The organism is Chryseobacterium sp. FW101-FHT12H09, from assembly GCF_058790395.1.
On sequence record NZ_JBYTCP010000004.1, the window covers coordinates 285,711 to 305,819 of the forward strand.

The window sequence follows — 20,109 nt, forward strand, 5'->3', positions numbered from 1 at the left end:
TTTATTTTTCAATTTTTATTTAAAAAATAGTTAGATAAATATAAATACTCTTAATTTGCGTTATCAACTATCACACTACTTACAATGTCTTTAAAAAACTATATTTCTAAGGTACTTTTTAATAAAAATATGAGTGGAAACCTGAAAACGTTTCTTGCATTTATTGTTAATTCAAAAAGATATAGTTCAAAATTCAAAAAAAGTAGTTTGGATTTCAGTAATAATGAAATTTTTGCTTACAATTTTAAAAATGGAAACAAAAGATTTGACACTTATCTAAGAACCTTCAAGGGAGATATTGATATTTTTTATGAGATATTCTGGAAAGAAACTTACAAAGAACACCTTCAATTTTTAGTCAATGACCCTAAAATCATTGTTGATCTCGGAGCACATATTGGGATGACATCGATGTACCTTTCATTAAAATATCCTAATTCAAAAATATATTCTGTTGAGGCATCTCAGGAGAATTTTGAAATCCTAAAAACCAATACAAAATCATTTACAAATATTGTGTGCTTAAATGCTGCTGCTCATTTTGAAGATGGAACATTAAAGTTCGGAGGAGATGAACTTTCATACAATCAAAAAGTATCTGAACAAGGTATTCTTACAAAGGCTTTGTCTATGGGAAGTATCATGAAAAGCTATGATATTGAAAAGATTGACTTGCTTAAAATTGATATTGAAGGAGCAGAGATCGAATTACTTAGTAAAAATAATTCATGGCTGCAGAAGGTAGAAAATATTGTAATCGAAATACACCCACCTTATGATGCTAAGAGTTTAAATAACGACATAGAACCCTATAACTTTTCTATAAAAAATCAGAGAAAAGATGTATTATTTGTCAATAAATCATTAAGCTAATAGTTAGAATTACAACTCAAATAATGCTGGTCTCTGAGTTACTTCATGATAGCATACACTATTTTCGTCAAAGTAATGATAAACAAGACTTTTCCTTGTTCTCTCTTTGTCCAAATGTGGTTCTCCCCCATGCAAAATATTAGCATGCCATATCAAAAGATCGCCTTTTTTTGCTCTGAAAATTTCTTTCTTCAGACCAAGCTCTTTTACTTTATTTTCTAAAAACTCTTCATAAGCCTTATAACTTTGTTTTCCAATTTTAAAAGCATTTCCTTCATTATCATAATCTGAATTTAAAAAATATGGAAGTTTATGGCTTCCTGGAATATAATGAAGTGCTCCATTATTCTCATCGATATCTTCCAGTGCAATCCACACTCCTAAAAGTCCTCCCAGAGGATAAGTAGTCATATGAATACTGTCGGAATGTGTTTTTTGCTGACTCCCATTAATAAAATTAATACTTTGAAAAAGCTTTGCTTCCCCATCAAGTAAAACTGAAAGAAAGTCAAGAAAATCTTTATCATTACCAATCATTCTGATAATATCAGAATGATGAATTGCAAACATTAATTTTCCACCATAACGAAACTTCAAAGTTCCTTCGGTCATTAATTTTTCTATTTCATCATTAATTTGATCAACTATTTCTGTGTTTAAATAATTTTTTAAGATAAGATATCCATTATTATTGTAGTGAATAGTACTTTCTTTATTTTCTTGTGATAATTTTTTATAAAAATTGGTATTTATCAATTTTTCATGATCTATCCCTCTTTCACTTGCTGGAAGATGGGAAAAATCTTTACTTGAAATACTTGAAAAATAACTTTTATTAACACCATATTTCTTATACAACGGAATATTGTGTTTCAACTTTTTCTTATTGAAAAAATTATAGATTGCATATGGTAATTTATAGTTTCGAATCTGTTTAAACATAAATAAGATATGGTGTTAAAATAACTTTGTAAAGTTATAAATAATATTTAGAACCAATCTAAACAATGATTAGGTTTACTATTTTAAGTTAAAGAATTTTCCTTTAATAATGAATGCAATTAAATCTTTCACAAGTTTTTTTACAGAACTCTCGATAATACCATAAGGTCTAAATTCGGGACGAAAACCTCTGAAGAACTCCTCTATATTAGGAAGTTCCCCCCCTTCAAAATCGAATATTTTAGTTTCTATAAAATCTTTAATAACATTATCTATAAGCACAGAAGCTCCAGAAATCTTCACATATTTTTTATCATTAAATGTTCCTAATAAAGCTACAGTATATTTATCTTCGTAAATAGCTATAACATTGATAATACTATTATTATAATAAAAAGCAGAAAATTGAAGATGTCCCAAGTGATAAAACATTTCGAAAATCCTTAAAAATCCACTCAGATCCCCTTCTTTATCTAATCCCAACATATTAGCCTCTATAAAGCCTTTAGCTTCATTAAAGCTTACCATCTTTATTTTAGATACATTTAAGACATCTTTATCTAGCCTTAATTTCCTTTTTCTTTTAGGTGAATATTTAGAGTATACATTTTCATAAGAATCCGGAAGAATTAGAAAGTTTTTTCTTAATTCTATTTGGGAATGAAATTGATTACAATCGTTAAATTTATAAACTCTAACAAGATAATTTTTATTCAGGTATGCATAAAAGGCTTCATTAATTGATATATCTTCCTTCTTTGAAAAGATACCTAACTGCTGACATAACATTGGGTTATGGACAATCTTTAGTCCATATTTTTTCACATATGGAATTGGCATTACTGCTTCATAATCATTATAAACCAGTAATTCCCAACGGTTATTGGAAGAAACATCTAAAAAGACTTTCGAAGCCGAGTATTTTCTTTGCTCAGAATTTTCCAAACATTGTGCATACTTTACAAAATCTATTTCACTATATTTTAATCTCTTAATCATACTAATCCTTCGTCCGAGAAACTAAAATATGCGTTTTGCGTAATAATTAAATGATCCAATAACTGAATATTGAGGAATTTCCCTGCGTCTTTTATTTTTTTAGTAACATCCAGGTCTTCTCTACTTGGTTTTAAACTTCCAGAAGGATGATTGTGGGCAATAACAATTCCTGTAGAAAAATTATCCAAAGCTGTTTTAAATAAAATCCTCACATCAACAATAGATTGGCTGATTCCCCCTTGCGTTAATTGAGAAATCTGAACCACCTTATTGCTTTGATTGAGAAAAATAGCCCAAAATTCTTCGGTTCTTAAATCAGACAAATGATTTTTAAAAATAACATAGGCATCATGACTGTTTGAAATTATTGGTTTCTCAGAAATTTCCTGTCTGCCCCTTCTACGTCCTATTTCAAGAGAGGTGGCAATTGATAGCGCTTTTACTTCACCAACACCCTTAAATTTCATTAAATCTTTAATAGATAGTAAACTCAAGTCATGCCAGTTATTATTTACTGTAGATAAGATCTTTCTAGCAAGTTCTAAAGCAGTTTCATCTCTGCTTCCGCTTCCCATAACAATTGCTAAGAGTTCTGAATCAGAGAGTGAATCTTTACCTTTTTGTAAAAATTTTTCTCTGGGTCTATCATCCTCTGCAAGAAACTTAATGGACATAACTGAAGTTTAAATTAAAAGTACAAAGTACGAATTTTTAATAGAAAGCGTACAAAATAACAGGCTGTTTCGATGAATCAATATATCGGGCAGTTTGTTTCAAGGCATTAAATGAAAGCATAGGACAGCCTAAACTTAAACAAGCTGGATTTTGTGATTCATTATCAGGAATACAACTATAAGAATGAAGAACGATAGCCCTTTCCATAGCATTATTATTGGTAATGTCCAGACCATTTAACCGATAAGACTTTCCAAATCTTCCGGAATAACTTTCTTGGATCTCAAATTTACCTAATGATGACTGATAGGAACCTTCAACATTGCTGAAATTGAGTGCATCAGAATTCTTTATCACTGAACCTGAACCATGAGCTACAATAGCCTGTTGTAATATTTTATTATTTTTCAGATCGTAAATAAAATAACGGTACTTCCCCGAATAGACTCTAAAATTGATAAATACAGCAAGATCCTGATTATAGTTCTTTCCTTTTAAAAATGTTCTAATCTCTGTAATTCTGGATTCTGGCAAATTTGATATGCTTTGTGATTTAAAACCAAAAGTAAAAGACAATAACACAAAAAGAACAATAATTTTTCTCATCATTAAAACTACATTATTCGATAATCATTCCGTCTTTCATGACCAGTTTTCTATCTGTAATTTCAGCAAGATTCGGATTATGGGTTACAATCACAAATGTCTGATTATATTTATCTCTTAAATCAAAAAATAAACGATGCAAGTCATCTGCATTTTTTGAATCAAGGTTACCGGTTGGCTCATCAGCAAAAATAGTTTTAGGTGAGTTAATAAGCGCCCTGGCAACCGCTACCCTCTGTGCCTCACCACCAGATAACTGATTAGGTTTATGATGTAGCCTTTGCTCTATCCTTAGGTCTTCAAATAAAGCGTAAGCTTTTTCCAAAGCTTCTTTTTCATTGGCTCCTGCAATTTTGGTGGGAAGCAAAACATTTTCCAAAGCTGTAAATTCAGGAAGTAACTGGTGAAATTGAAATACAAAACCAATATTCTGGTTTCTGAACTTAGAAAGCTGTTTATCATTCATATTGATAAATGATTCTCCAGCCAAAGTAATTTCCGTGTCGTAATTCTTTGAGTTGGTAGGCGAATCCAAAGTTCCTAAAATTTGTAGAAGTGTAGATTTCCCTGCTCCGGACTCTCCTACGATAGAAACAACTTCTCCCGTTTTGATATGAATATCAACACCTTTTAATACTTCTAAATTCCCATATGACTTATGGATATTTCTTGCTATAATCATGGTTCAAAAATAGTGAATATAAATAAAATTCTAATGATGTTAATACAATTTTTTAATCAGTAGAAATCCTCTCAGCGTTAAAGTTTTAAAAACAAAAAACCTCTCGAAATGAGAGGTTTTTTGTTATAATACAAACTGGACTGATTACAGTAATAAAGTTAAAGGACTTTCCAGATATGTTTTTAAAGTTTGTAAGAATTGGGCACCCGTAGCACCATCTACTACTCTGTGATCACATGCTAATGAAAGCTTCATGATATTTCCAACAACAATCTCACCATTTTTCACAATTGGTTTTTCAATGATTGCACCTACAGAAAGAATTGCTGAGTTTGGCTGGTTAATGATACTTGTAAATGTTTCAATTCCGAACATTCCTAGATTAGAGATCGAGAATGTAGAACCTTCCATTTCGTTTGCTTTTAAACCTTTAGATTTAGCTCTTGAAGCCATATCTTTTACAGCAGCCGAAATCTGAGTGTAATTCATCTGATCGGTATTCTTAAGAACAGGAACAACCAATCCGTCAGGAATTGCAACAGCTACTCCAACATTAATATTTCCTCTGTGAATGATCTTATCTCCTGCCCAACTTGAATTTACCTGTGGATGTTTTCTTAATGCAACAGCAGTTGCTTTAATAATCATATCGTTGAAAGAAATTTTAGTATCTGGTAAAGAATTGATTTCTTTTCTGGCCTCAATTGCTTTATCCATGTTGATCTCCACCATCAGATAATAGTGTGGAGCAGAGAATTTACTTTCAGCAAGACGTTTTGCAATAATATTTCTTACCTGAGAATTTGGAGTTTCTGTATCTTCTCCCTGAACAAAACTTAATGCTACTTGAGCTGCCGCTGAACTTGCCGCTGGAGCAGAAGTATTTGGTTTTGCCTGAGAAGGCTGATAATTTTCAATATCTTTTTTTACAATTCTTCCGTTTTCTCCGGATCCCTGAACACCATGAATATCAACACCTTTTTCCTGCGCTATTTTCTTAGCTAAAGGAGAAATTGCAACTCTGTCTGTAGATGAAGAACTTACTGCTTCTGTTTCAGGTTTTTCTTCAGACTTAGCTTCTGGTTTTTGTTCAGCAGGTTTTTCTGAAGTCTGAGTTGCAGGTTTTGCAGCTCCAACTCCTGAAACATCTGTTCCTTCGGGACCAATAATTGCTAGTACTGAATCTACTGGAGCAGCTCCGTTTTCCTCAACACCCTGCTTCAATAAAACTCCGTTAAATTCAGATTCAAAATCCTGAACCGCTTTATCGGTTTCGATCTCAGCGAGAAGGTCACCTTCTTTTACTGTATCACCAACGTTTTTATGCCATTTAGCCACTTTCCCTTCTGTCATTGTATCAGAAAGTCTTGGCATTGTAATAACTTCTACACCAGCAGGAACTTCAGCAGAAGTTTGTTCTACACTGGTTTCTTTATTTTCGGTTTTAGCCTCTTCTTCAGATTTTTTCTCCTCCGAACCTTCGGCTGCGGGAGCATTACCCCCTTTTAAAGAAGATATATCTTCACCTTCATTACCAATGATTGCAAGAACAGAATCTACAGCTGCAGCACCGCCTTCTTCTACACCAATGTATAAAAGGGTTCCTTCTATTTCAGATTCGAAATCCTGAACAGCTTTATCTGTTTCAATTTCAGCTAAAATATCTCCTTCTTTTACTTTATCGCCAACGTTTTTATGCCATTTCGCCACTTTTCCTTCCGTCATCGTATCGGAAAGACGAGGCATTGTAATTACTTCTGCCATAATTTTTTAATATGATAATGAATTAATTTGATAATTTGATAATGAAAGGGAACATGATAATTAACTCTTTGTCATTATCATATTATCTCATATTATTTATTAGTTATTTTCCAGTTTGTTTACGAATGGATAATTTTCCTGCGCATAAACATACTCATAGATCTTCTCTTGCGTAGGGTATGGAGAGTTTTCCATAAACTCAACACATTCGTCAACAAAATCTCTGGATTTATTTTCAATAGCTTCCAATTCAGCTTCAGTTGCCCAATTATTTGCTAAAATTCTTTCTTTTACAAATTCAATAGGATCATCCTTTTTATGAATTGATACTTCTTCTTTAGATCTGTAAGGTTCAGCATCAGACATAGAGTGACCTCTGTAACGGTAAGTTCTTGCCTCGATAAATGTTGGCCCATCTCCTCTTCTTGCTCTTTCTACAGCTTCATAAGCTGCTTCAGCCACTTTCTCAGGATCCATAGCATCTACAGCAAGACAAGGCATTTCATACCCTAATCCTAATTTATAAATATCTTCGTGGTTTGCTGTTCTTTTTACAGAAGTTCCCATTGCGTATTGATTGTTTTCAACAACAAATACTACAGGAAGTTTCCAGTTCATAGCCATGTTAAATGTTTCATGTAATGAACCCTGTCTTGCTGCTCCATCTCCGAAGAAACAAACATTTACAGCTTTTCTATCAAAATATTTATCTGCGAAAGCAATACCAGCTCCCAAAGGAATCTGTCCCCCTACAATACCATGACCTCCGTAGAAACGGTGTTCTTTACTGAAAATATGCATAGAACCACCCATACCTCCAGACGTTCCTGTTGCTTTTCCGCAAAGTTCTGCCATGATTCTTTTAGGATCTACTCCCATTGCCATTGGATGGATATGACATCTGTAAGCAGTAATCATACTATCTTTCGTTAAATCCATTGCATGTGTAAAACCTGCAGGAATGGCTTCCTGACCATTGTACAAATGTAAAAAACCTCTGATCTTTTGTTTTAGATAAAGAGAACGGCATTTGTCTTCAAACCTTCTCCACATTGTCATATCTTCATACCACTTAAGGTATACCTCTTTAGAAAATTCTTTCATGTGCTAGCTCTTGCTTATTTATTATGAAATAGTTGAGCAAAATTATAAAAAAAACTTCGTTTTTATTGTATACATACCAATTGTTTTTTTGGTTATAATGTTATATTTGAGTTTTTAATTTAAACATGGAAGAAAAACAAACATCATCGATACATAAAATCTCTAAAATTATCTCAGAATTTTTTAATCCTTTGGTATCGTTATTTTTATTTTTCGTTTATAAAAGTATACGGGATTACTCCCTTAAAGACTCAATATTATACTTTCTTCCTATACTCCTTATCATCATATTACCTGTAATTATCTGGCTCATCTGGAATGTAAAAACAGGAAGGTACACCAACATGGATGTTTCAAACAGAGTTCAGAGAAAAACTTTCTATATTTTCACTGCAATTACCGTTATCCTTTATCTCCTTTTCCATTACATCAAAAACGGAACGCTTGATTTTTTAATGTTGTTCATACTTATTCTTCTTTTTGCTTTACAAGTAAGTAATTTCTTCATTAAAAGTTCTATGCACACTGCTTTCAATGTATTTGTTGCTTCTTTATTCTACTCGTTAGATTGGAAAATGGGCATTGTATGGTTAGGTATAGCTGTTATTGTAGGGATTACAAGAGTCATATTAAAAAGACACACCGTAAAAGAAGTATTTATGGGTGGAGGAATAGCTTTTCTAATTTCTTTTCTTTATCTTTATTGCAATATACACTTTCAACATTAGAATATTTTATGAAAATAAATCACCTTACAACTGCAGAAGAAAACTTAATGAAGCTATTCTGGAAGCTCGATTCATTTTATTTGAAAGATGTTATGGAGCAGCATCCGGAACCAAAGCCACATCAAAATACGGTCTCCACTTATTTAAAGATCCTGGTTGAAAAGGGTTATCTTTCTACTCAAAAAGAAGGTAGGATCTTTAAGTATACAGTAACAATTCCACATGAAAATTATAAAAAGTTTTTATTAAAAGAGCTTTCACATAATTTCTTTCATGATTCTGGAAAAGAAATTCTACAGTTTTTATTTAATGAAAAACTAATATCTAAGGATGACTTACAAGAGTATTTTGATCTTAAGATTGAAATGAAACCTGTAAAAGCTAAAGCGCCGAAATTGGAAATAGCCAATGAGATTCTTAATCCGAAAAAAGATAAGAAAAGTAGAGATAAGAAGAAAAAGAAGAAAAAGGATTAATTTCTAAAAAGAAAGTATTCTATATTTAAAAAGTACATCTTATATCATATATAAACGGAATACTTCGAGAATAAAAGACATAAAAAAAGCGGCTTAAAAGCCGCTTATATTTTTTACCAACGATTTCCACCGCCGTTTCCACCACGGTTGTTACCTCCGCCGTAGCCACCGCCACCGTTTCCACCTCTGTTATTTCCATAACCACCACCGCTTCTGTTGTTATCGAAGCTTCTTCTTGGCTTCTCCTCTCTAGGTTTAGCTTCAGAAACGTTAAGTGTTTTTCCGTTGAATTCTTTCTCATTAAGAGCTTCAATAGCCTGCTTTCCTTCTTCTTCCCCCATTTCTATGAAACCAAAACCTCTGGAACGACCAGTTTCTTTGTCTGTAATGATTTTTGCAGAAGATACTTCTCCAAATTCTGCGAATAAATCTTGTAATTCGTACTCTTTAGTTGAGTAATTGATGTTTGAAACAAAAATGTTCATTGTTAAATAAAATTATAATAATTAATAAAAATTTGGTATATAAAAGAAAAGCAACATATATTAAATGAACAAATATTGATTCCAAATATAAACGTTCGCAAGATACAATTTAATATTTCAAATCAAAACCTTTTTATAAGTATTTTATCACTCACTTTTGATGTACGCATTAAAATTATCGTTAAACAATATTTTTTAATTGTTATAAAATAATATTTTGGGTATTTCTTTACAAAAATTAAATATTTTTTAACATTAAATCTAACACCAAATTAACCTTTATATAGCAATTAATACAGTAAAAATACATATTTTCAAATTAAAACCACAGTTATTCCGCTTTATCGTTAAACATTTTTAAAATTAATTTAACCTTACATTCTAAAAATACCCTGTTCAAGTTTATGATTTTCTTTATAAGAATGTGTACAATGGATTAAATAATAAAATTATACGTTTTACTTTTTAAAACAAATAACAAAACAAGCTGATTGAGAAAATAAATATTTCTCTTTAGATAACTAAATCCCTTTCCTTTGATTAAGCCATTTTTTAACGTTAAATTTGTATCTCAAATTATTAAAAGATGAACTACCATACTAGAAAATGGGTAAAACCAGAAGATCTTAATCCTAATCATTCACTTTTTGGAGGAAGATTATTACAATGGATTGATGAAGAGGCAGCACTTTATGCTATTATCCAGTTAGAAAACACAAAAGTTGTTACCAAATTTATTTCAGAAATTAACTTCATTAGCTCAGCCAAACAAGGTGATATTGTTGAAATTGGTATTGAAGTTTTAGCATTCGGCTCCACATCTATCACTCTTCAATGTGAGGTAAGAAATAAGATGACTCACCAAACTATTATTACGGTGGACAAAATTGTGATGGTTAATTTGGGTGAGGATGGCAATCCTATTCCACATGGAAAAACGCAGGTTGAATTTGTAAAAGACCGATTAAATAATCCATTATGAAAATCTTTATAAAAAATATGGTTTGTGGCAGGTGCATTTCTGCCGTGTCAGCTATTTTTAATGATTTTAAGATTGATATAAAATCTATACATCTTGGTGAAGTTGAAACCGAATTTGATATTTCAGATCAAGAATTAACTTCCATCGAAGAGCAGTTAGAAAAGACTGGTTTTGAAAGAATAAAAGATTCTTCACATCAGTTAATTGAAAAGATCAAAAACCTTATTATCATAAAGATCAGTGAACTTGATATTGATGAAAACTTCTTATTATCAGAATTTCTCACCTCAAAACTTCATAAAGATTACAGTTCACTTTCCAAAACATTCTCACAAAACGAAAATATTACATTAGAACAGTTCTTCATTCTTCAAAAAATTGAGAAGGTAAAAGAGCTTCTTTTGTATAATGAATTTAACTTAACCGAAATTGCAGGAAAGTTAGGCTATAAAAGCGTACAGCATTTATCCTCACAATTTAGAAACAGTACGGGTTTTACTCCCACCGAATTTAAAAAACTAAAGGTTCATAACAGAAAACCTTTGGATTTTGTCTAGGTATTTTAGATGCTGGTGAGAGACTTTTAGTTTTATAATAAGATAAGATTATAACAATCCATTTTCTTAAGTAATTATTTATTAAAATAAAGATACAATCTTGTATCATCACTTCTTTACAACTTCTCATTTTCGAGCACTACAACTTACCGGCTTTCCAAATTTTATAACTATTATCCTTAAATTTATAACAGGTATCCTTTTGCTTTTTGGAACTTTGTCATATAATTTAAGATCATGGAAAGACAATATAGAATACTTGGAATGAGCTGTTCGGGCTGTAAGAGAAGAATTTCAGAAAGACTAAACACTTTGGAGGGCATAGAAGCCGATATTAACCTGGAGACAAAAATGGTTACTATTATTTCTAATCAGGAAATTGATCTTATGAACCTAAATAAAGTGTTAGAGGAGATTGGTCACTATCAATTAGAAGATATCATTGCTTTGAAGGAAAGCGAATATAAAGACAATAACATCATTTAAGATCATGGAACAACAATATAAAATACTTGGAATGACCTGTTCAGGTTGTCAGAAAAAAATCTCAGAAAAGCTTAATGCTATTGAAGGAATAAAAGCTGACATTAATCTGGAAACAGGTCTGGCAACTATTACTTCTGATAAAGACATTGATCTTAGTAATCTCAATAAAGTTTTGGGAGAAATTGGTCATTACCAGTTAGAAGACCCTACTCAACAAGGGAAAACTTTTATAAAACCTCAAGATCGCATTTCCCCGTCGTCAGTATATTATTGTCCTATGGAATGTGAGGGTGATAAAGTATATTTCAAACAAGGAGAAAGATGTCCCGTCTGCAAGATGTATTTAGTTCCTATTGAGGAAAAACAATCTAAAGATCCAAACTATAAACCCACCTACTCTTCGGCCAATCTACCGGAAAATTTCAAAGATAGTATTGGAAAATATTATTGTCCGATGTTTTGTGAGGGTGATAAAGTGTATGATGAAAAAGAAGACTGTCCTGTTTGTCATATGCATATGGAGGAGATTACAGAAGATTTGGTTAAAAAATCCGTTTCACAACATTCACATCAGCAATCCCATTCCCATACTCACCATCACCAGGAAGCTCCAAGAGTTACGGATGATATGGCAGGAAAATACTATTGCCCAATGTATTGCGAAGGGGATAAAACCTATGACAGTAATGTGGGATGTCCTGTATGCGGAATGGATCTTGTAAAATATCCTGAAAAGAAAACCGCAAAGTACAGCTGTCCTATGCATCCGGAAATCATCCGTGATGAACCTGGAAGTTGCCCGATTTGTGGAATGGATCTGGTAAGGATGCCTGATACCGAAGGTGAAGAAGATGATGAAACACACAACATACTGAAAAGGAAATTTATTATTTCATTAGGGTTCACCATTCCTGTATTTATTCTTTCAATGGGTGGGATGTTCATTAATTTCCCTTTCTCTCATCAAATTCAAGGGATTATTGAGCTTCTGCTTACTCTTCCCGTGCTTTTTTATTCGGGATGGTTCTTAATGAAAAGAGGCTGGGTTTCATTCAAAACCTGGAATTTAAATATGTTTAGTTTAATTGCTCTGGGAGTTTCCGCAGCATTTATATTCAGTATTATTTCTTTGGTATTTCCAGATATCATACCTCATGAAATCCGCGGACATAACCATGAGATCCCACTTTATTTCGAGGCAGTCTGTGTGATTTTGACGCTTGTTATTTTAGGACAATTAATGGAAGCTGCAGCCCATAAAAAAACAGGAAACGCCATCAGAGAATTAATGAACCTTTCTCCTGATGAAGCCAACCTTATGATTAATGGTGAAGAAAAGAGAGTACTTCTTTCACAGGTTAAAATCGGAGATCTTCTAAAAGTAAAACCCGGTGAAAAAATCCCTGTAGATGGAAAGATTACGGAAGGTAATTCTATTGTAGATGAAAGTATGATCACTGGAGAGCCGATTCCTGTTGAGAAGAATATTGATGATAGAGTTTCTTCGGGGACCATCAATGGCAATCAGGTTTTCATTATGAAAGCTGAAAAGGTAGGTGATGAAACCCTGCTTTCGCAGATTATAAAAATGGTGAATGAAGCAAGCCGAAGTAAGGCACCAATTCAAAAGTTAACTGATAAAGTTTCTAAAATCTTTGTTCCGACAGTGATCCTTATTGCTGCACTTACATTTGTAGGCTGGCAATTCTTTGGTCCTGAAGGTAAAAGAAGTCTATTTGCTTTCGTTAATGCAGTAGCTGTTTTAATTGTTGCCTGTCCTTGTGCCCTTGGTCTGGCCACTCCAATGTCTTTAATGGTAGGTATCGGCAAGGGAGCAAAAAATGGAATATTGATCAAAAATGCAGAGGCTCTGGAACACATGAATAAAGTAAATGTTTTAATTACAGACAAAACGGGAACCTTAACCGAAGGAAAACCTTCTGTAGAGTACATTGAAAGTATAAATAATGGAGATCAAAATCAAATATTGAAACTGGCATTCTCCTTAAATCAAAATTCAGAACATCCTTTATCTAATGCTGTTATCAACAAAGCAAAAGAACAGAATCTCACCTCTGAGAAAGTAGAAAAATTTGAAAATATATCCGGAAAAGGAGTTAAAGGAAATATTAATGGGAAAACTATATATGTAGGAAATGAAAGTCTATTGACTTCCCATCAAATTTCTATTCCAGATCATTTAAAGCAAAAAGCGGTTGAAGTTCAGTCAAAGGCACATACCATTTCTTATGTAGCAGAAGATAATACCGCTCTAGGATTTATAAGCTTTACTGATAAAATTAAAGAAAGCTCCAAGAAGGCTGTTGAACTTTTAATGAAGGAAGGTTTGGAGATTATTATGATGACAGGTGATAATGAACATACGGCTAAAGCTGTTGCATATGAATTAGGTATCAAACATTTTAAAGCGAACTGTTTACCTGAGGATAAACTAAATGAGGTTAAAAGACTTCAGAAAGAGGGGAAAATTGTAGCTATGACAGGAGATGGCATCAACGACTCCCCTGCTTTGGCACAAGCGGATATCGGAATTGCAATGGGAACAGGAACAGATGTCGCTATTGAAAGTGCTGAAATTACATTACTTAAAGGAGATATCATTGGAGTTGCAAAAGCAAAACTCCTAAGTGAAAAATTATTAAAAAACATCAAAGAAAATCTGTTTTTCGCATTCATTTATAATGTATTGGGAGTACCTATTGCGGCAGGATTATTGTATCCATTTTTTGGAATTCTATTATCACCCATGATTGCTGCAGCAGCGATGAGCTTCAGTTCTCTTTCAGTGATTTTAAATTCATTACGATTAAACTCTGTTGATCTGGACATTAAATAGTATATTTTCTCTCGCAGATTATTCAGGGTTTTCGGAAAAAAAAGATTTACTAATCTTAATCTGCGAGAGATAAAAAAATATGAAAAAGAAAAATCTATATATTGGATGTTCAGGCTTTTACAATAATGATTGGAAAGGCTCTTTTTATCCGGACAATACACCAACTAAAGATTTTCTTACTTTATATTCAAAAGAGTTTAATGCTGTTGAAATTAATTCTACTTTCTATCGAAAGCCAACAGCAAAAACACTAATTAAATGGTTCGATGAAACACCTGAAGAGTTTAGATTTTTCATTAAGATTCCAAAAACTATTTCTCACGAGAAACGATTACTGGACTGCAAAGAAGAAATCTCAGAATTCTGTCAGCATATCCATGAAAATTTGAAGGAAAAGCTTTCCGGATTTTTGTATCAGTTCCCACCATCTTTTAAAAATACTCCAGAAAATATAGAGTTAATCCTAAAAAATATCGATTCAGCATTTTTAAATGTCATAGAGTTCAGACATGAATCCTGGTGGCGTGATGAGATTTTTGATATTTTAAGACCTAAAAATATTATTTTTTCCGGTGTCAGCTTTCCCGGTAATTTACCAGAAGAAGTAATTATCAACAATAATGAAGTAATGTATTACAGATTACATGGAAAACCTGTTCTTTACAAATCTGAATACAGTGAAGAATTTCTCAATAATTTAGCAGAAAAAATACAGATATCACAAAATAAAACATTTATATTTTTTAATAATACATGGGGAGTTTCGGCAATTAAAAATGCAATGTATCTTAAAAAGATTTTACTTTGAAAACTGTCTAAAAATTAGCACATTAAAATATTATTAAAAAGCAAAACTTAAAGTAAATTGGCATACATATTGTTAACATTAGTTTACAAATTTTAACGATATTTAACAATTAATCTCCAATTATTTCATGAAAAAACTTTTTGCGGAAAAGTCTCGAAATACGACTTTTCTTGGGATGTTTGCATTGATGAGTGCAACTTCAATTTTATTTAACAGCTGTAATCAGAAAAAAGATGAGAAAGATTCTGAGAAGATGATTTCTAAAGACCATCCCGTCGCAAAAACAGTCCCCTTATTGGACGATAATGAAAATCTAACCGACAAAAGAGTTATATATCTAACTTTTGATGACGGTCCGAATCGAGGAACCGAAAATCTACTGAAAATTTTACGTAAAAGAAATGTATGTGCAACAGCTTTTTTAGTTGGAAAACATTCTTATGACAGTAATAGACAAAAGGATGATCTGGATCTTTTAAGACAGGATCCTTTGATTGAACTGGCTAATCACAGTTTTACGCATGCACATAATAAATATTCTAATTTTTATCAAAATCCTGATGCTGTGGTTCATGATTTTGATAGAGCAAAAGACAGTTTAAAACTTTATGATAAAATAGCGAGAACTCCGGGAAGAAATATATGGCGACTGAACAATATTAATGTTACCGATATAAAAAGCTCTACTCTGGCTGCAAATAGCCTGAAGAAAGCAGGTTATAAAGTAATTGGTTGGGACCTTGAATGGAAACCTACTAATAAGATGGTATTAAAAGGCAGTCACGAAGCAATGCTTAAAAAGGTTGACAGTATATTTTTCAATGATCTCGAAAAAACGTCAAGACACCTGGTCTTTTTAACTCATGATCAATATTTAGCGGATACAGACTCTATTAATGAACTTGATCTGTTTATTGAAAAATTACAGAAGAGTAATCGATTTGTATTTAGAAAGATCTCTTCCTATCCTAAGATCAATGACGTTTTAAATTAAGAGTATTATCATTAATAAATTGAGAAATAGTAAATTTTTAATCGCGGATAAACCGTTCTTAAAACTCTTTTTAAAATTTTACAAAATCATTAGTATTTTGCTCTAAGAATTCAGAAATTTGCAATTATGGATATTAAAGAAAATTACAATAACATAAAAAAACAACTTCCTAATGAGGTTCAGCTGGTCGCAGTTTCTAAAACACATCCTGTATCAGCTATTCAGGAGGTTTATAGCTTAGGGCAAAAAGTTTTTGGAGAAAACAAAGTTCAGGAGCTGATGGAAAAATACCCTCTCCTGCCAAAAGATATTCAATGGCATCTGATTGGGCACCTTCAGACCAATAAGGTAAAGTATATCGCAGAATTCATCGACACCATTCAAAGCGTTGATTCTGAGAAACTTTTAATAGAAATAAATAAAGAAGCAGTTAAATACAAACGTAAAATTAAAGTTCTCTTACAAGTAAAAATTGCGGTTGAGGAAAGTAAATTTGGCTTTGAAATTTCAGAAGCACAAGACATTTTTCAAAAATACATAAACGGTGATTTTTCGAATATTGAAATAACCGGATTAATGGGAATGGCAACTTTCACAGAAGATGAAGAGCAGGTAAAAAAGGAATTTTTAAAATTAAAAAATGTTTTTAACGAATTAAATCAATTGAAAAAACTAGATACATTATCAATGGGAATGAGTGATGATTTCCCTATTGCCATTGAATGCGGTGCTAATTCTGTAAGAGTAGGGTCCGCTATTTTCGGAAGAAGAGATTATACTAAATAAAGTATTTAGGTATAGTTTTTGCTAATAATTCAATCAAAAAATCTAAATTTGCAACTATGCAAAAAATCCTTATAGTAGAAGACGAAAAAGCAATCTCAGGAGTACTGCACAGTATTCTTTCAGATGAACTTACCAATTACGAATTTGTTGTAGCCGAAGATGGTTTGGAAGGCTATAAACATTTAGAAAAAGAAGATTTCGCATTGGTAATTTCAGACATAAAAATGCCAAAACTTTCAGGAACTGAGCTATTAAAGCAAGCTCTGCTGCTTAAACCTGAAACCACTTTTATTATGATCTCAGGACATGCAGACATTGATTCTGCTGTATCTTGTTTAAAGGATGGTGCATATGACTTCATCTCTAAGCCAATCGACATCAATAGGTTGATTACAAGTGTAAAAAATGCTTTGGTTAAAGAGACCTTAAAAAAAGAAAATAAAAATCTTCAGACCGAAAATAAAACACTAAAGAGGAAGGTAAACAAAAAGTACCAAATGATTGGTGAGTCTCCGGCTTTACAGAAAATTCAGGATATGATCGGAAAGGTTGCTGTTTCGGATGCAAGAGTTTTAATTACCGGACCCAATGGGGCAGGAAAAGAATTGGTTGCTCATGCTATCCATAATCAAAGCGAACGTGCAAGAGGACCTATGATCGAAGTGAACTGTGCTGCAATTCCTTCTGAACTTATTGAATCAGAACTTTTCGGACACGTTAAAGGTTCATTTACAGGGGCTATTAAAGATAAGCAGGGTAAATTTGAACAAGCAACGGGAGGTACTATTTTTCTTGATGAGATCGGAGATATGAGTCTTATTGCCCAGGCTAAAGTATTAAGAGCCCTTCAGGAAAGCAAAGTTTCTCCTGTAGGAAGCGATAAAGAAATTAAGGTTGATGTAAGGGTACTTGCAGCAACCAACAAAAATATGCAGAAAGAAATTGAGGAAGGAAAATTTAGAGAAGATCTTTACCACAGGCTTTCTGTAATTGAAATTTATGTTCCCCCATTGGATGATAGAAAAGAAGATATCAAATTATTAGTGGACCATTTTTCAGGACTGATCTCCGATGAACATGGTACAGCGGTGAAAAAATTTGATGATGATGCTATTGAAGCGCTTAAAGCCCTTTCATGGACTGGAAATATCAGAGAGTTGAGAAATGTTGTTGAAAGATTAATTATCCTTGGTGGAAGCACTGTTTCCAAAGAGGATGTCGCAAATTTTGTAAGAAAATAATTTAATTATAACCTAAATAAATTATAAAAAATTTGCAGTATTCACACTGCAAATTTTTTTTTGTTAAAACTATGAGCTTTTTAAATAAAAACTATACTAAAGAATGCCTTACATTGGCACTACCCGTAATGCTAACGCAGGTAGGACAAGTTTCTGTAAACTTATTTGATAATATTATTGTTGGAAAATTACTGGGTGCAGATGCCTTAGCTTCAGTGTCTTTAGGGAATGCTGTATTTTTCTCTATGTTCGTATTGGCACTGGGATTTTCCTTTGCTATTCCACCTTTGGTTTCAGAGGCGCACTCGAGACATGACCATAAAACCATTAATTCTGTTTTCAGTCACGGATTTGTTATTAATATGACCGTGGGGATAATTTTAATGGGAATTTTATTATTAGGATTGCCTCTACTCTATCATTCCGGTCAACCGGCTAAGATCGTTCCTGATACGGTAGACTTTTTAGGCATCATGGCGATAAGCATGATCCCTTTCATGGCATTTCAGACCCTCAGAGAGGTTTCTGAGGGCTTATCTTACACCATTGGAGTTACGAAAGCGACCATTATTGCCAATGTTATTAATATCGTTTTAAACTACGTTTTCATCAAGGGACTTTTTGGATTCCCTCCAATGGGGGTAAAAGGATCTGCATTGGCTAGTTTAATTGCGAGAATTTTTATGGTGGTATTCTTATATTTCGTTTTACTAAAAGAAGAAAGAACGAGACGCTATATCAAAGATTTTTCCTTGAAGATCCAGGTATTTTCTAAAAATATGTTTGATAAAATGGTAAGATTAGGATTACCTACCGCTTTACAGATGTTCTTTGAAGTAACTGCTTTTGCCGGTGCTGCTTTTATCTGTGGATTAATTTCTGCTCATGATATTGCCTCACACCAGATTGCTCTCAGTATGGCTTCATTTACCTTTAACCTCTGTGTAGGATTTAGTGTTGCATCAACTGTAATGATCGGAAGAAAAATGGGTGAGCAAAATTATGTTGAACTTAGAAAAGTTGGAATAAACAACTTGAAAATTGCGTTTATCTTCATGTGTATTTGTGGAGTTGTATTTATTTTGGGTAGAAATATCCTTCCTACATTCTTCACTAAAAAAGAAGAGATCGAAGTAATTACATTAGCTTCAAAACTAATGATCATCGCTGCTCTGTTTCAGTTATCAGATGGAATCCAGGTAACAGCTTTGGGAATGCTGAGAGGTATACAGGACGTTAAAATCCCTTCTATTTATACTTTTATAGCCTATTGGGTAATTACAATCCCACTCGGGTATTTCTTTTGTGTCACATTAGAAATGGGCGCTTTTGGAATGTGGATTGCCTTAGGATTGGGATTAACGATCTCTGCGGTCTTCCTTGTAAAAAGATTTTTAAATATGTCGGCTAAGAAAATAAAACAGAATATATAATAGAAAGCGGTCTTTACAGGCCGCTTTTTTATTTTTTATTTAACCTTTTCAAAGCTCTATTTAAACTTCTTATTGTAACTCCTAAATAAGCTGCCATGTCTTCTTTTGAAATTTCAATTTCTTGTTTGGATTGTAATTCCAATAGTTTCGCTAAGCTGTGTTCAGTGGTATGAAGTTGTTGATAAGATGCCCTGGCAGAAGTATTAATGATACGCTCAGCAAAGGCATTTAATAATAAATTATTTAATGCTATATCATTTTCAACTAATGTTCTGAAATAAGGAACAGAAATCGCATAGACAGATACTTCCGTCACTGCTTCAATAGTACACAGGCAATTAATATTTTTAATGAATTCAATTTCACCAATAATTTCACCTTTCCCAAGAAACTCCATAATATACTCTTTATTATTTTCTTCTTCAAAATAGCATTTGGTAACACCATCATTAATAAGCATTACTTTCGGGGATTTTTCATTTTGTACAAATATCCTTGTGCCTTTTGAAAATGATCTGATCACGATATCTTCTTTACGTTCCTGCTTACTGTAAAGTTGTTCTAAATAGCTCAAAAAAGTTTCATTGGTTCTTAACATATTCCATTCGGGACAAATGTCCTTTGCTTTTAT

The 20,109-nt window shown here is 32.6% G+C and carries 21 protein-coding genes; 12 read left to right on the forward strand and 9 right to left on the reverse strand.

All coding sequences use genetic code 11. The annotated features are described in order from the left end of the window. Nucleotides 1-84: 84 nt before the first annotated feature. Nucleotides 85-873, forward strand: coding sequence for an FkbM family methyltransferase (locus tag AC3WRL_RS16945; protein ID WP_214825479.1), 789 nt, complete (start codon nt 85-87; stop codon nt 871-873). A gap of 9 nt (nt 874-882) precedes the next feature. Here AC3WRL_RS16945 and AC3WRL_RS16950 read toward each other — a convergent pair whose 3' ends face one another. The 7 genes from AC3WRL_RS16950 to pdhA all read right to left on the reverse strand — a co-directional run bounded on the left by AC3WRL_RS16950 (nt 883) and on the right by pdhA (nt 7,645). Continuing rightward, nucleotides 883-1,749 carry a phytanoyl-CoA dioxygenase family protein gene (locus AC3WRL_RS16950; RefSeq protein ID WP_251040459.1) on the reverse strand — a complete coding sequence of 289 codons (867 nt, stop codon included), beginning with the start codon at nt 1,747-1,749 and terminating at the stop codon, nt 883-885. Between the two features lie 144 nt (nt 1,750-1,893). Further along, nucleotides 1,894-2,814: a hypothetical protein gene (locus tag AC3WRL_RS16955; protein ID WP_492330810.1), complete on the reverse strand. Its 921-nt coding sequence runs from the start codon at nt 2,812-2,814 to the stop codon at nt 1,894-1,896. Continuing rightward, nucleotides 2,811-3,488 (reverse strand): RadC family protein, encoded by a 678-nt coding sequence (gene radC, locus AC3WRL_RS16960; RefSeq protein ID WP_214825484.1) that lies wholly within the window; start codon nt 3,486-3,488, stop codon nt 2,811-2,813. The genes AC3WRL_RS16955 and radC overlap by 4 nt, the downstream gene beginning before the upstream one ends. A 37-nt stretch (nt 3,489-3,525) precedes the next feature. Beyond that, nucleotides 3,526-4,098 carry a murein L,D-transpeptidase catalytic domain-containing protein gene (locus AC3WRL_RS16965; protein WP_492330811.1) on the reverse strand — a complete coding sequence of 191 codons (573 nt, stop codon included), beginning with the start codon at nt 4,096-4,098 and terminating at the stop codon, nt 3,526-3,528. Nucleotides 4,099-4,108: 10 nt separating this feature from the next. After that, nucleotides 4,109-4,777: an ABC transporter ATP-binding protein gene (locus tag AC3WRL_RS16970; RefSeq protein ID WP_214825488.1), complete on the reverse strand. Its 669-nt coding sequence runs from the start codon at nt 4,775-4,777 to the stop codon at nt 4,109-4,111. A 144-nt stretch (nt 4,778-4,921) separates the two neighbouring features. After that, nucleotides 4,922-6,541, reverse strand: a complete 1,620-nt coding sequence (locus AC3WRL_RS16975) for a dihydrolipoamide acetyltransferase family protein (protein WP_492330812.1) — start codon at nt 6,539-6,541, stop codon at nt 4,922-4,924. Nucleotides 6,542-6,640: 99 nt separating this feature from the next. Beyond that, nucleotides 6,641-7,645 carry a pyruvate dehydrogenase (acetyl-transferring) E1 component subunit alpha gene (gene pdhA / locus AC3WRL_RS16980; RefSeq protein WP_492330813.1) on the reverse strand — a complete coding sequence of 335 codons (1,005 nt, stop codon included), beginning with the start codon at nt 7,643-7,645 and terminating at the stop codon, nt 6,641-6,643. A 125-nt stretch (nt 7,646-7,770) separates the two neighbouring features. Between pdhA and AC3WRL_RS16985 the strand changes: the two genes are divergently transcribed. Then, the gene (locus AC3WRL_RS16985; RefSeq protein WP_214825494.1) at nt 7,771-8,373 is read left to right on the forward strand and encodes a phosphatase PAP2 family protein; all 603 of its coding nucleotides are present in this window, start codon (nt 7,771-7,773) and stop codon (nt 8,371-8,373) included. 8 nt (nt 8,374-8,381) lie between these two features. Further along, a complete protein-coding gene (locus tag AC3WRL_RS16990) occupies nt 8,382-8,849 on the forward strand; it encodes a BlaI/MecI/CopY family transcriptional regulator (RefSeq protein ID WP_214825496.1) in 468 nt (155 codons plus the stop codon). 113 nt (nt 8,850-8,962) lie between these two features. Here AC3WRL_RS16990 and rbp read toward each other — a convergent pair whose 3' ends face one another. Next, complete coding sequence (gene rbp / locus AC3WRL_RS16995) at nt 8,963-9,334, reverse strand: RNA-binding regulator (protein WP_214825498.1); 372 nt, start codon at nt 9,332-9,334, stop codon at nt 8,963-8,965. 586 nt (nt 9,335-9,920) lie between these two features. Between rbp and AC3WRL_RS17000 the strand changes: the two genes are divergently transcribed. The 9 genes from AC3WRL_RS17000 (at nt 9,921) to AC3WRL_RS17040 (ending at nt 19,478) form a co-directional block, all read left to right on the forward strand. Continuing rightward, nucleotides 9,921-10,316 carry an acyl-CoA thioesterase gene (locus AC3WRL_RS17000; protein ID WP_214825500.1) on the forward strand — a complete coding sequence of 132 codons (396 nt, stop codon included), beginning with the start codon at nt 9,921-9,923 and terminating at the stop codon, nt 10,314-10,316. After that, nucleotides 10,313-10,873, forward strand: coding sequence for a helix-turn-helix domain-containing protein (locus AC3WRL_RS17005; RefSeq protein WP_492330814.1), 561 nt, complete (start codon nt 10,313-10,315; stop codon nt 10,871-10,873). The genes AC3WRL_RS17000 and AC3WRL_RS17005 overlap by 4 nt, the downstream gene beginning before the upstream one ends. A 237-nt stretch (nt 10,874-11,110) precedes the next feature. Next, nucleotides 11,111-11,359, forward strand: a complete 249-nt coding sequence (locus AC3WRL_RS17010) for a heavy-metal-associated domain-containing protein (RefSeq protein WP_214825502.1) — start codon at nt 11,111-11,113, stop codon at nt 11,357-11,359. A gap of 4 nt (nt 11,360-11,363) precedes the next feature. Then, nucleotides 11,364-14,216: a heavy metal translocating P-type ATPase gene (locus tag AC3WRL_RS17015; protein ID WP_492330815.1), complete on the forward strand. Its 2,853-nt coding sequence runs from the start codon at nt 11,364-11,366 to the stop codon at nt 14,214-14,216. Nucleotides 14,217-14,295: 79 nt separating this feature from the next. Then, nucleotides 14,296-15,024 carry a DUF72 domain-containing protein gene (locus tag AC3WRL_RS17020; RefSeq protein WP_261512036.1) on the forward strand — a complete coding sequence of 243 codons (729 nt, stop codon included), beginning with the start codon at nt 14,296-14,298 and terminating at the stop codon, nt 15,022-15,024. 127 nt (nt 15,025-15,151) lie between these two features. Continuing rightward, complete coding sequence (locus AC3WRL_RS17025) at nt 15,152-16,018, forward strand: polysaccharide deacetylase family protein (protein ID WP_492330816.1); 867 nt, start codon at nt 15,152-15,154, stop codon at nt 16,016-16,018. Between the two features lie 126 nt (nt 16,019-16,144). Continuing rightward, nucleotides 16,145-16,804, forward strand: coding sequence for a YggS family pyridoxal phosphate-dependent enzyme (locus AC3WRL_RS17030; protein ID WP_214825506.1), 660 nt, complete (start codon nt 16,145-16,147; stop codon nt 16,802-16,804). 56 nt (nt 16,805-16,860) lie between these two features. Next, nucleotides 16,861-18,045, forward strand: coding sequence for a sigma-54-dependent transcriptional regulator (locus AC3WRL_RS17035; protein WP_214825508.1), 1,185 nt, complete (start codon nt 16,861-16,863; stop codon nt 18,043-18,045). Between the two features lie 71 nt (nt 18,046-18,116). Continuing rightward, nucleotides 18,117-19,478, forward strand: a complete 1,362-nt coding sequence (locus AC3WRL_RS17040) for an MATE family efflux transporter (protein ID WP_214825510.1) — start codon at nt 18,117-18,119, stop codon at nt 19,476-19,478. Nucleotides 19,479-19,506: 28 nt separating this feature from the next. On the opposite strand, the gene AC3WRL_RS17045 is transcribed toward AC3WRL_RS17040, so the two are convergent. Next, nucleotides 19,507-20,076: a Crp/Fnr family transcriptional regulator gene (locus AC3WRL_RS17045; protein ID WP_492330817.1), complete on the reverse strand. Its 570-nt coding sequence runs from the start codon at nt 20,074-20,076 to the stop codon at nt 19,507-19,509. Nucleotides 20,077-20,109 lie beyond the last annotated feature (33 nt).

What these genes read in the sequence shown, in the direction of transcription:
- AC3WRL_RS16945 (WP_214825479.1), top strand. Translation starts at nt 85, where the DNA reads ATGTCTTTAAAAAACTATATTTCTAAGGTACTTTTTAATAAAAATATG.
- AC3WRL_RS16955 (WP_492330810.1), bottom strand. Translation starts at nt 2,814, where the DNA reads ATGATTAAGAGATTAAAATATAGTGAAATAGATTTTGTAAAGTATGCA.
- radC (WP_214825484.1), bottom strand. Translation starts at nt 3,488, where the DNA reads ATGTCCATTAAGTTTCTTGCAGAGGATGATAGACCCAGAGAAAAATTT.
- AC3WRL_RS16965 (WP_492330811.1), bottom strand. Translation starts at nt 4,098, where the DNA reads ATGATGAGAAAAATTATTGTTCTTTTTGTGTTATTGTCTTTTACTTTT.
- AC3WRL_RS16970 (WP_214825488.1), bottom strand. Translation starts at nt 4,777, where the DNA reads ATGATTATAGCAAGAAATATCCATAAGTCATATGGGAATTTAGAAGTA.
- AC3WRL_RS16975 (WP_492330812.1), bottom strand. Translation starts at nt 6,541, where the DNA reads ATGGCAGAAGTAATTACAATGCCTCGTCTTTCCGATACGATGACGGAA.
- pdhA (WP_492330813.1), bottom strand. Translation starts at nt 7,645, where the DNA reads ATGAAAGAATTTTCTAAAGAGGTATACCTTAAGTGGTATGAAGATATG.
- AC3WRL_RS16985 (WP_214825494.1), top strand. Translation starts at nt 7,771, where the DNA reads ATGGAAGAAAAACAAACATCATCGATACATAAAATCTCTAAAATTATC.
- AC3WRL_RS16990 (WP_214825496.1), top strand. Translation starts at nt 8,382, where the DNA reads ATGAAAATAAATCACCTTACAACTGCAGAAGAAAACTTAATGAAGCTA.
- rbp (WP_214825498.1), bottom strand. Translation starts at nt 9,334, where the DNA reads ATGAACATTTTTGTTTCAAACATCAATTACTCAACTAAAGAGTACGAA.
- AC3WRL_RS17000 (WP_214825500.1), top strand. Translation starts at nt 9,921, where the DNA reads ATGAACTACCATACTAGAAAATGGGTAAAACCAGAAGATCTTAATCCT.
- AC3WRL_RS17005 (WP_492330814.1), top strand. Translation starts at nt 10,313, where the DNA reads ATGAAAATCTTTATAAAAAATATGGTTTGTGGCAGGTGCATTTCTGCC.
- AC3WRL_RS17010 (WP_214825502.1), top strand. Translation starts at nt 11,111, where the DNA reads ATGGAAAGACAATATAGAATACTTGGAATGAGCTGTTCGGGCTGTAAG.
- AC3WRL_RS17015 (WP_492330815.1), top strand. Translation starts at nt 11,364, where the DNA reads ATGGAACAACAATATAAAATACTTGGAATGACCTGTTCAGGTTGTCAG.
- AC3WRL_RS17020 (WP_261512036.1), top strand. Translation starts at nt 14,296, where the DNA reads ATGAAAAAGAAAAATCTATATATTGGATGTTCAGGCTTTTACAATAAT.
- AC3WRL_RS17025 (WP_492330816.1), top strand. Translation starts at nt 15,152, where the DNA reads ATGAAAAAACTTTTTGCGGAAAAGTCTCGAAATACGACTTTTCTTGGG.
- AC3WRL_RS17030 (WP_214825506.1), top strand. Translation starts at nt 16,145, where the DNA reads ATGGATATTAAAGAAAATTACAATAACATAAAAAAACAACTTCCTAAT.
- AC3WRL_RS17035 (WP_214825508.1), top strand. Translation starts at nt 16,861, where the DNA reads ATGCAAAAAATCCTTATAGTAGAAGACGAAAAAGCAATCTCAGGAGTA.
- AC3WRL_RS17040 (WP_214825510.1), top strand. Translation starts at nt 18,117, where the DNA reads ATGAGCTTTTTAAATAAAAACTATACTAAAGAATGCCTTACATTGGCA.
- AC3WRL_RS17045 (WP_492330817.1), bottom strand. Translation starts at nt 20,076, where the DNA reads ATGTTAAGAACCAATGAAACTTTTTTGAGCTATTTAGAACAACTTTAC.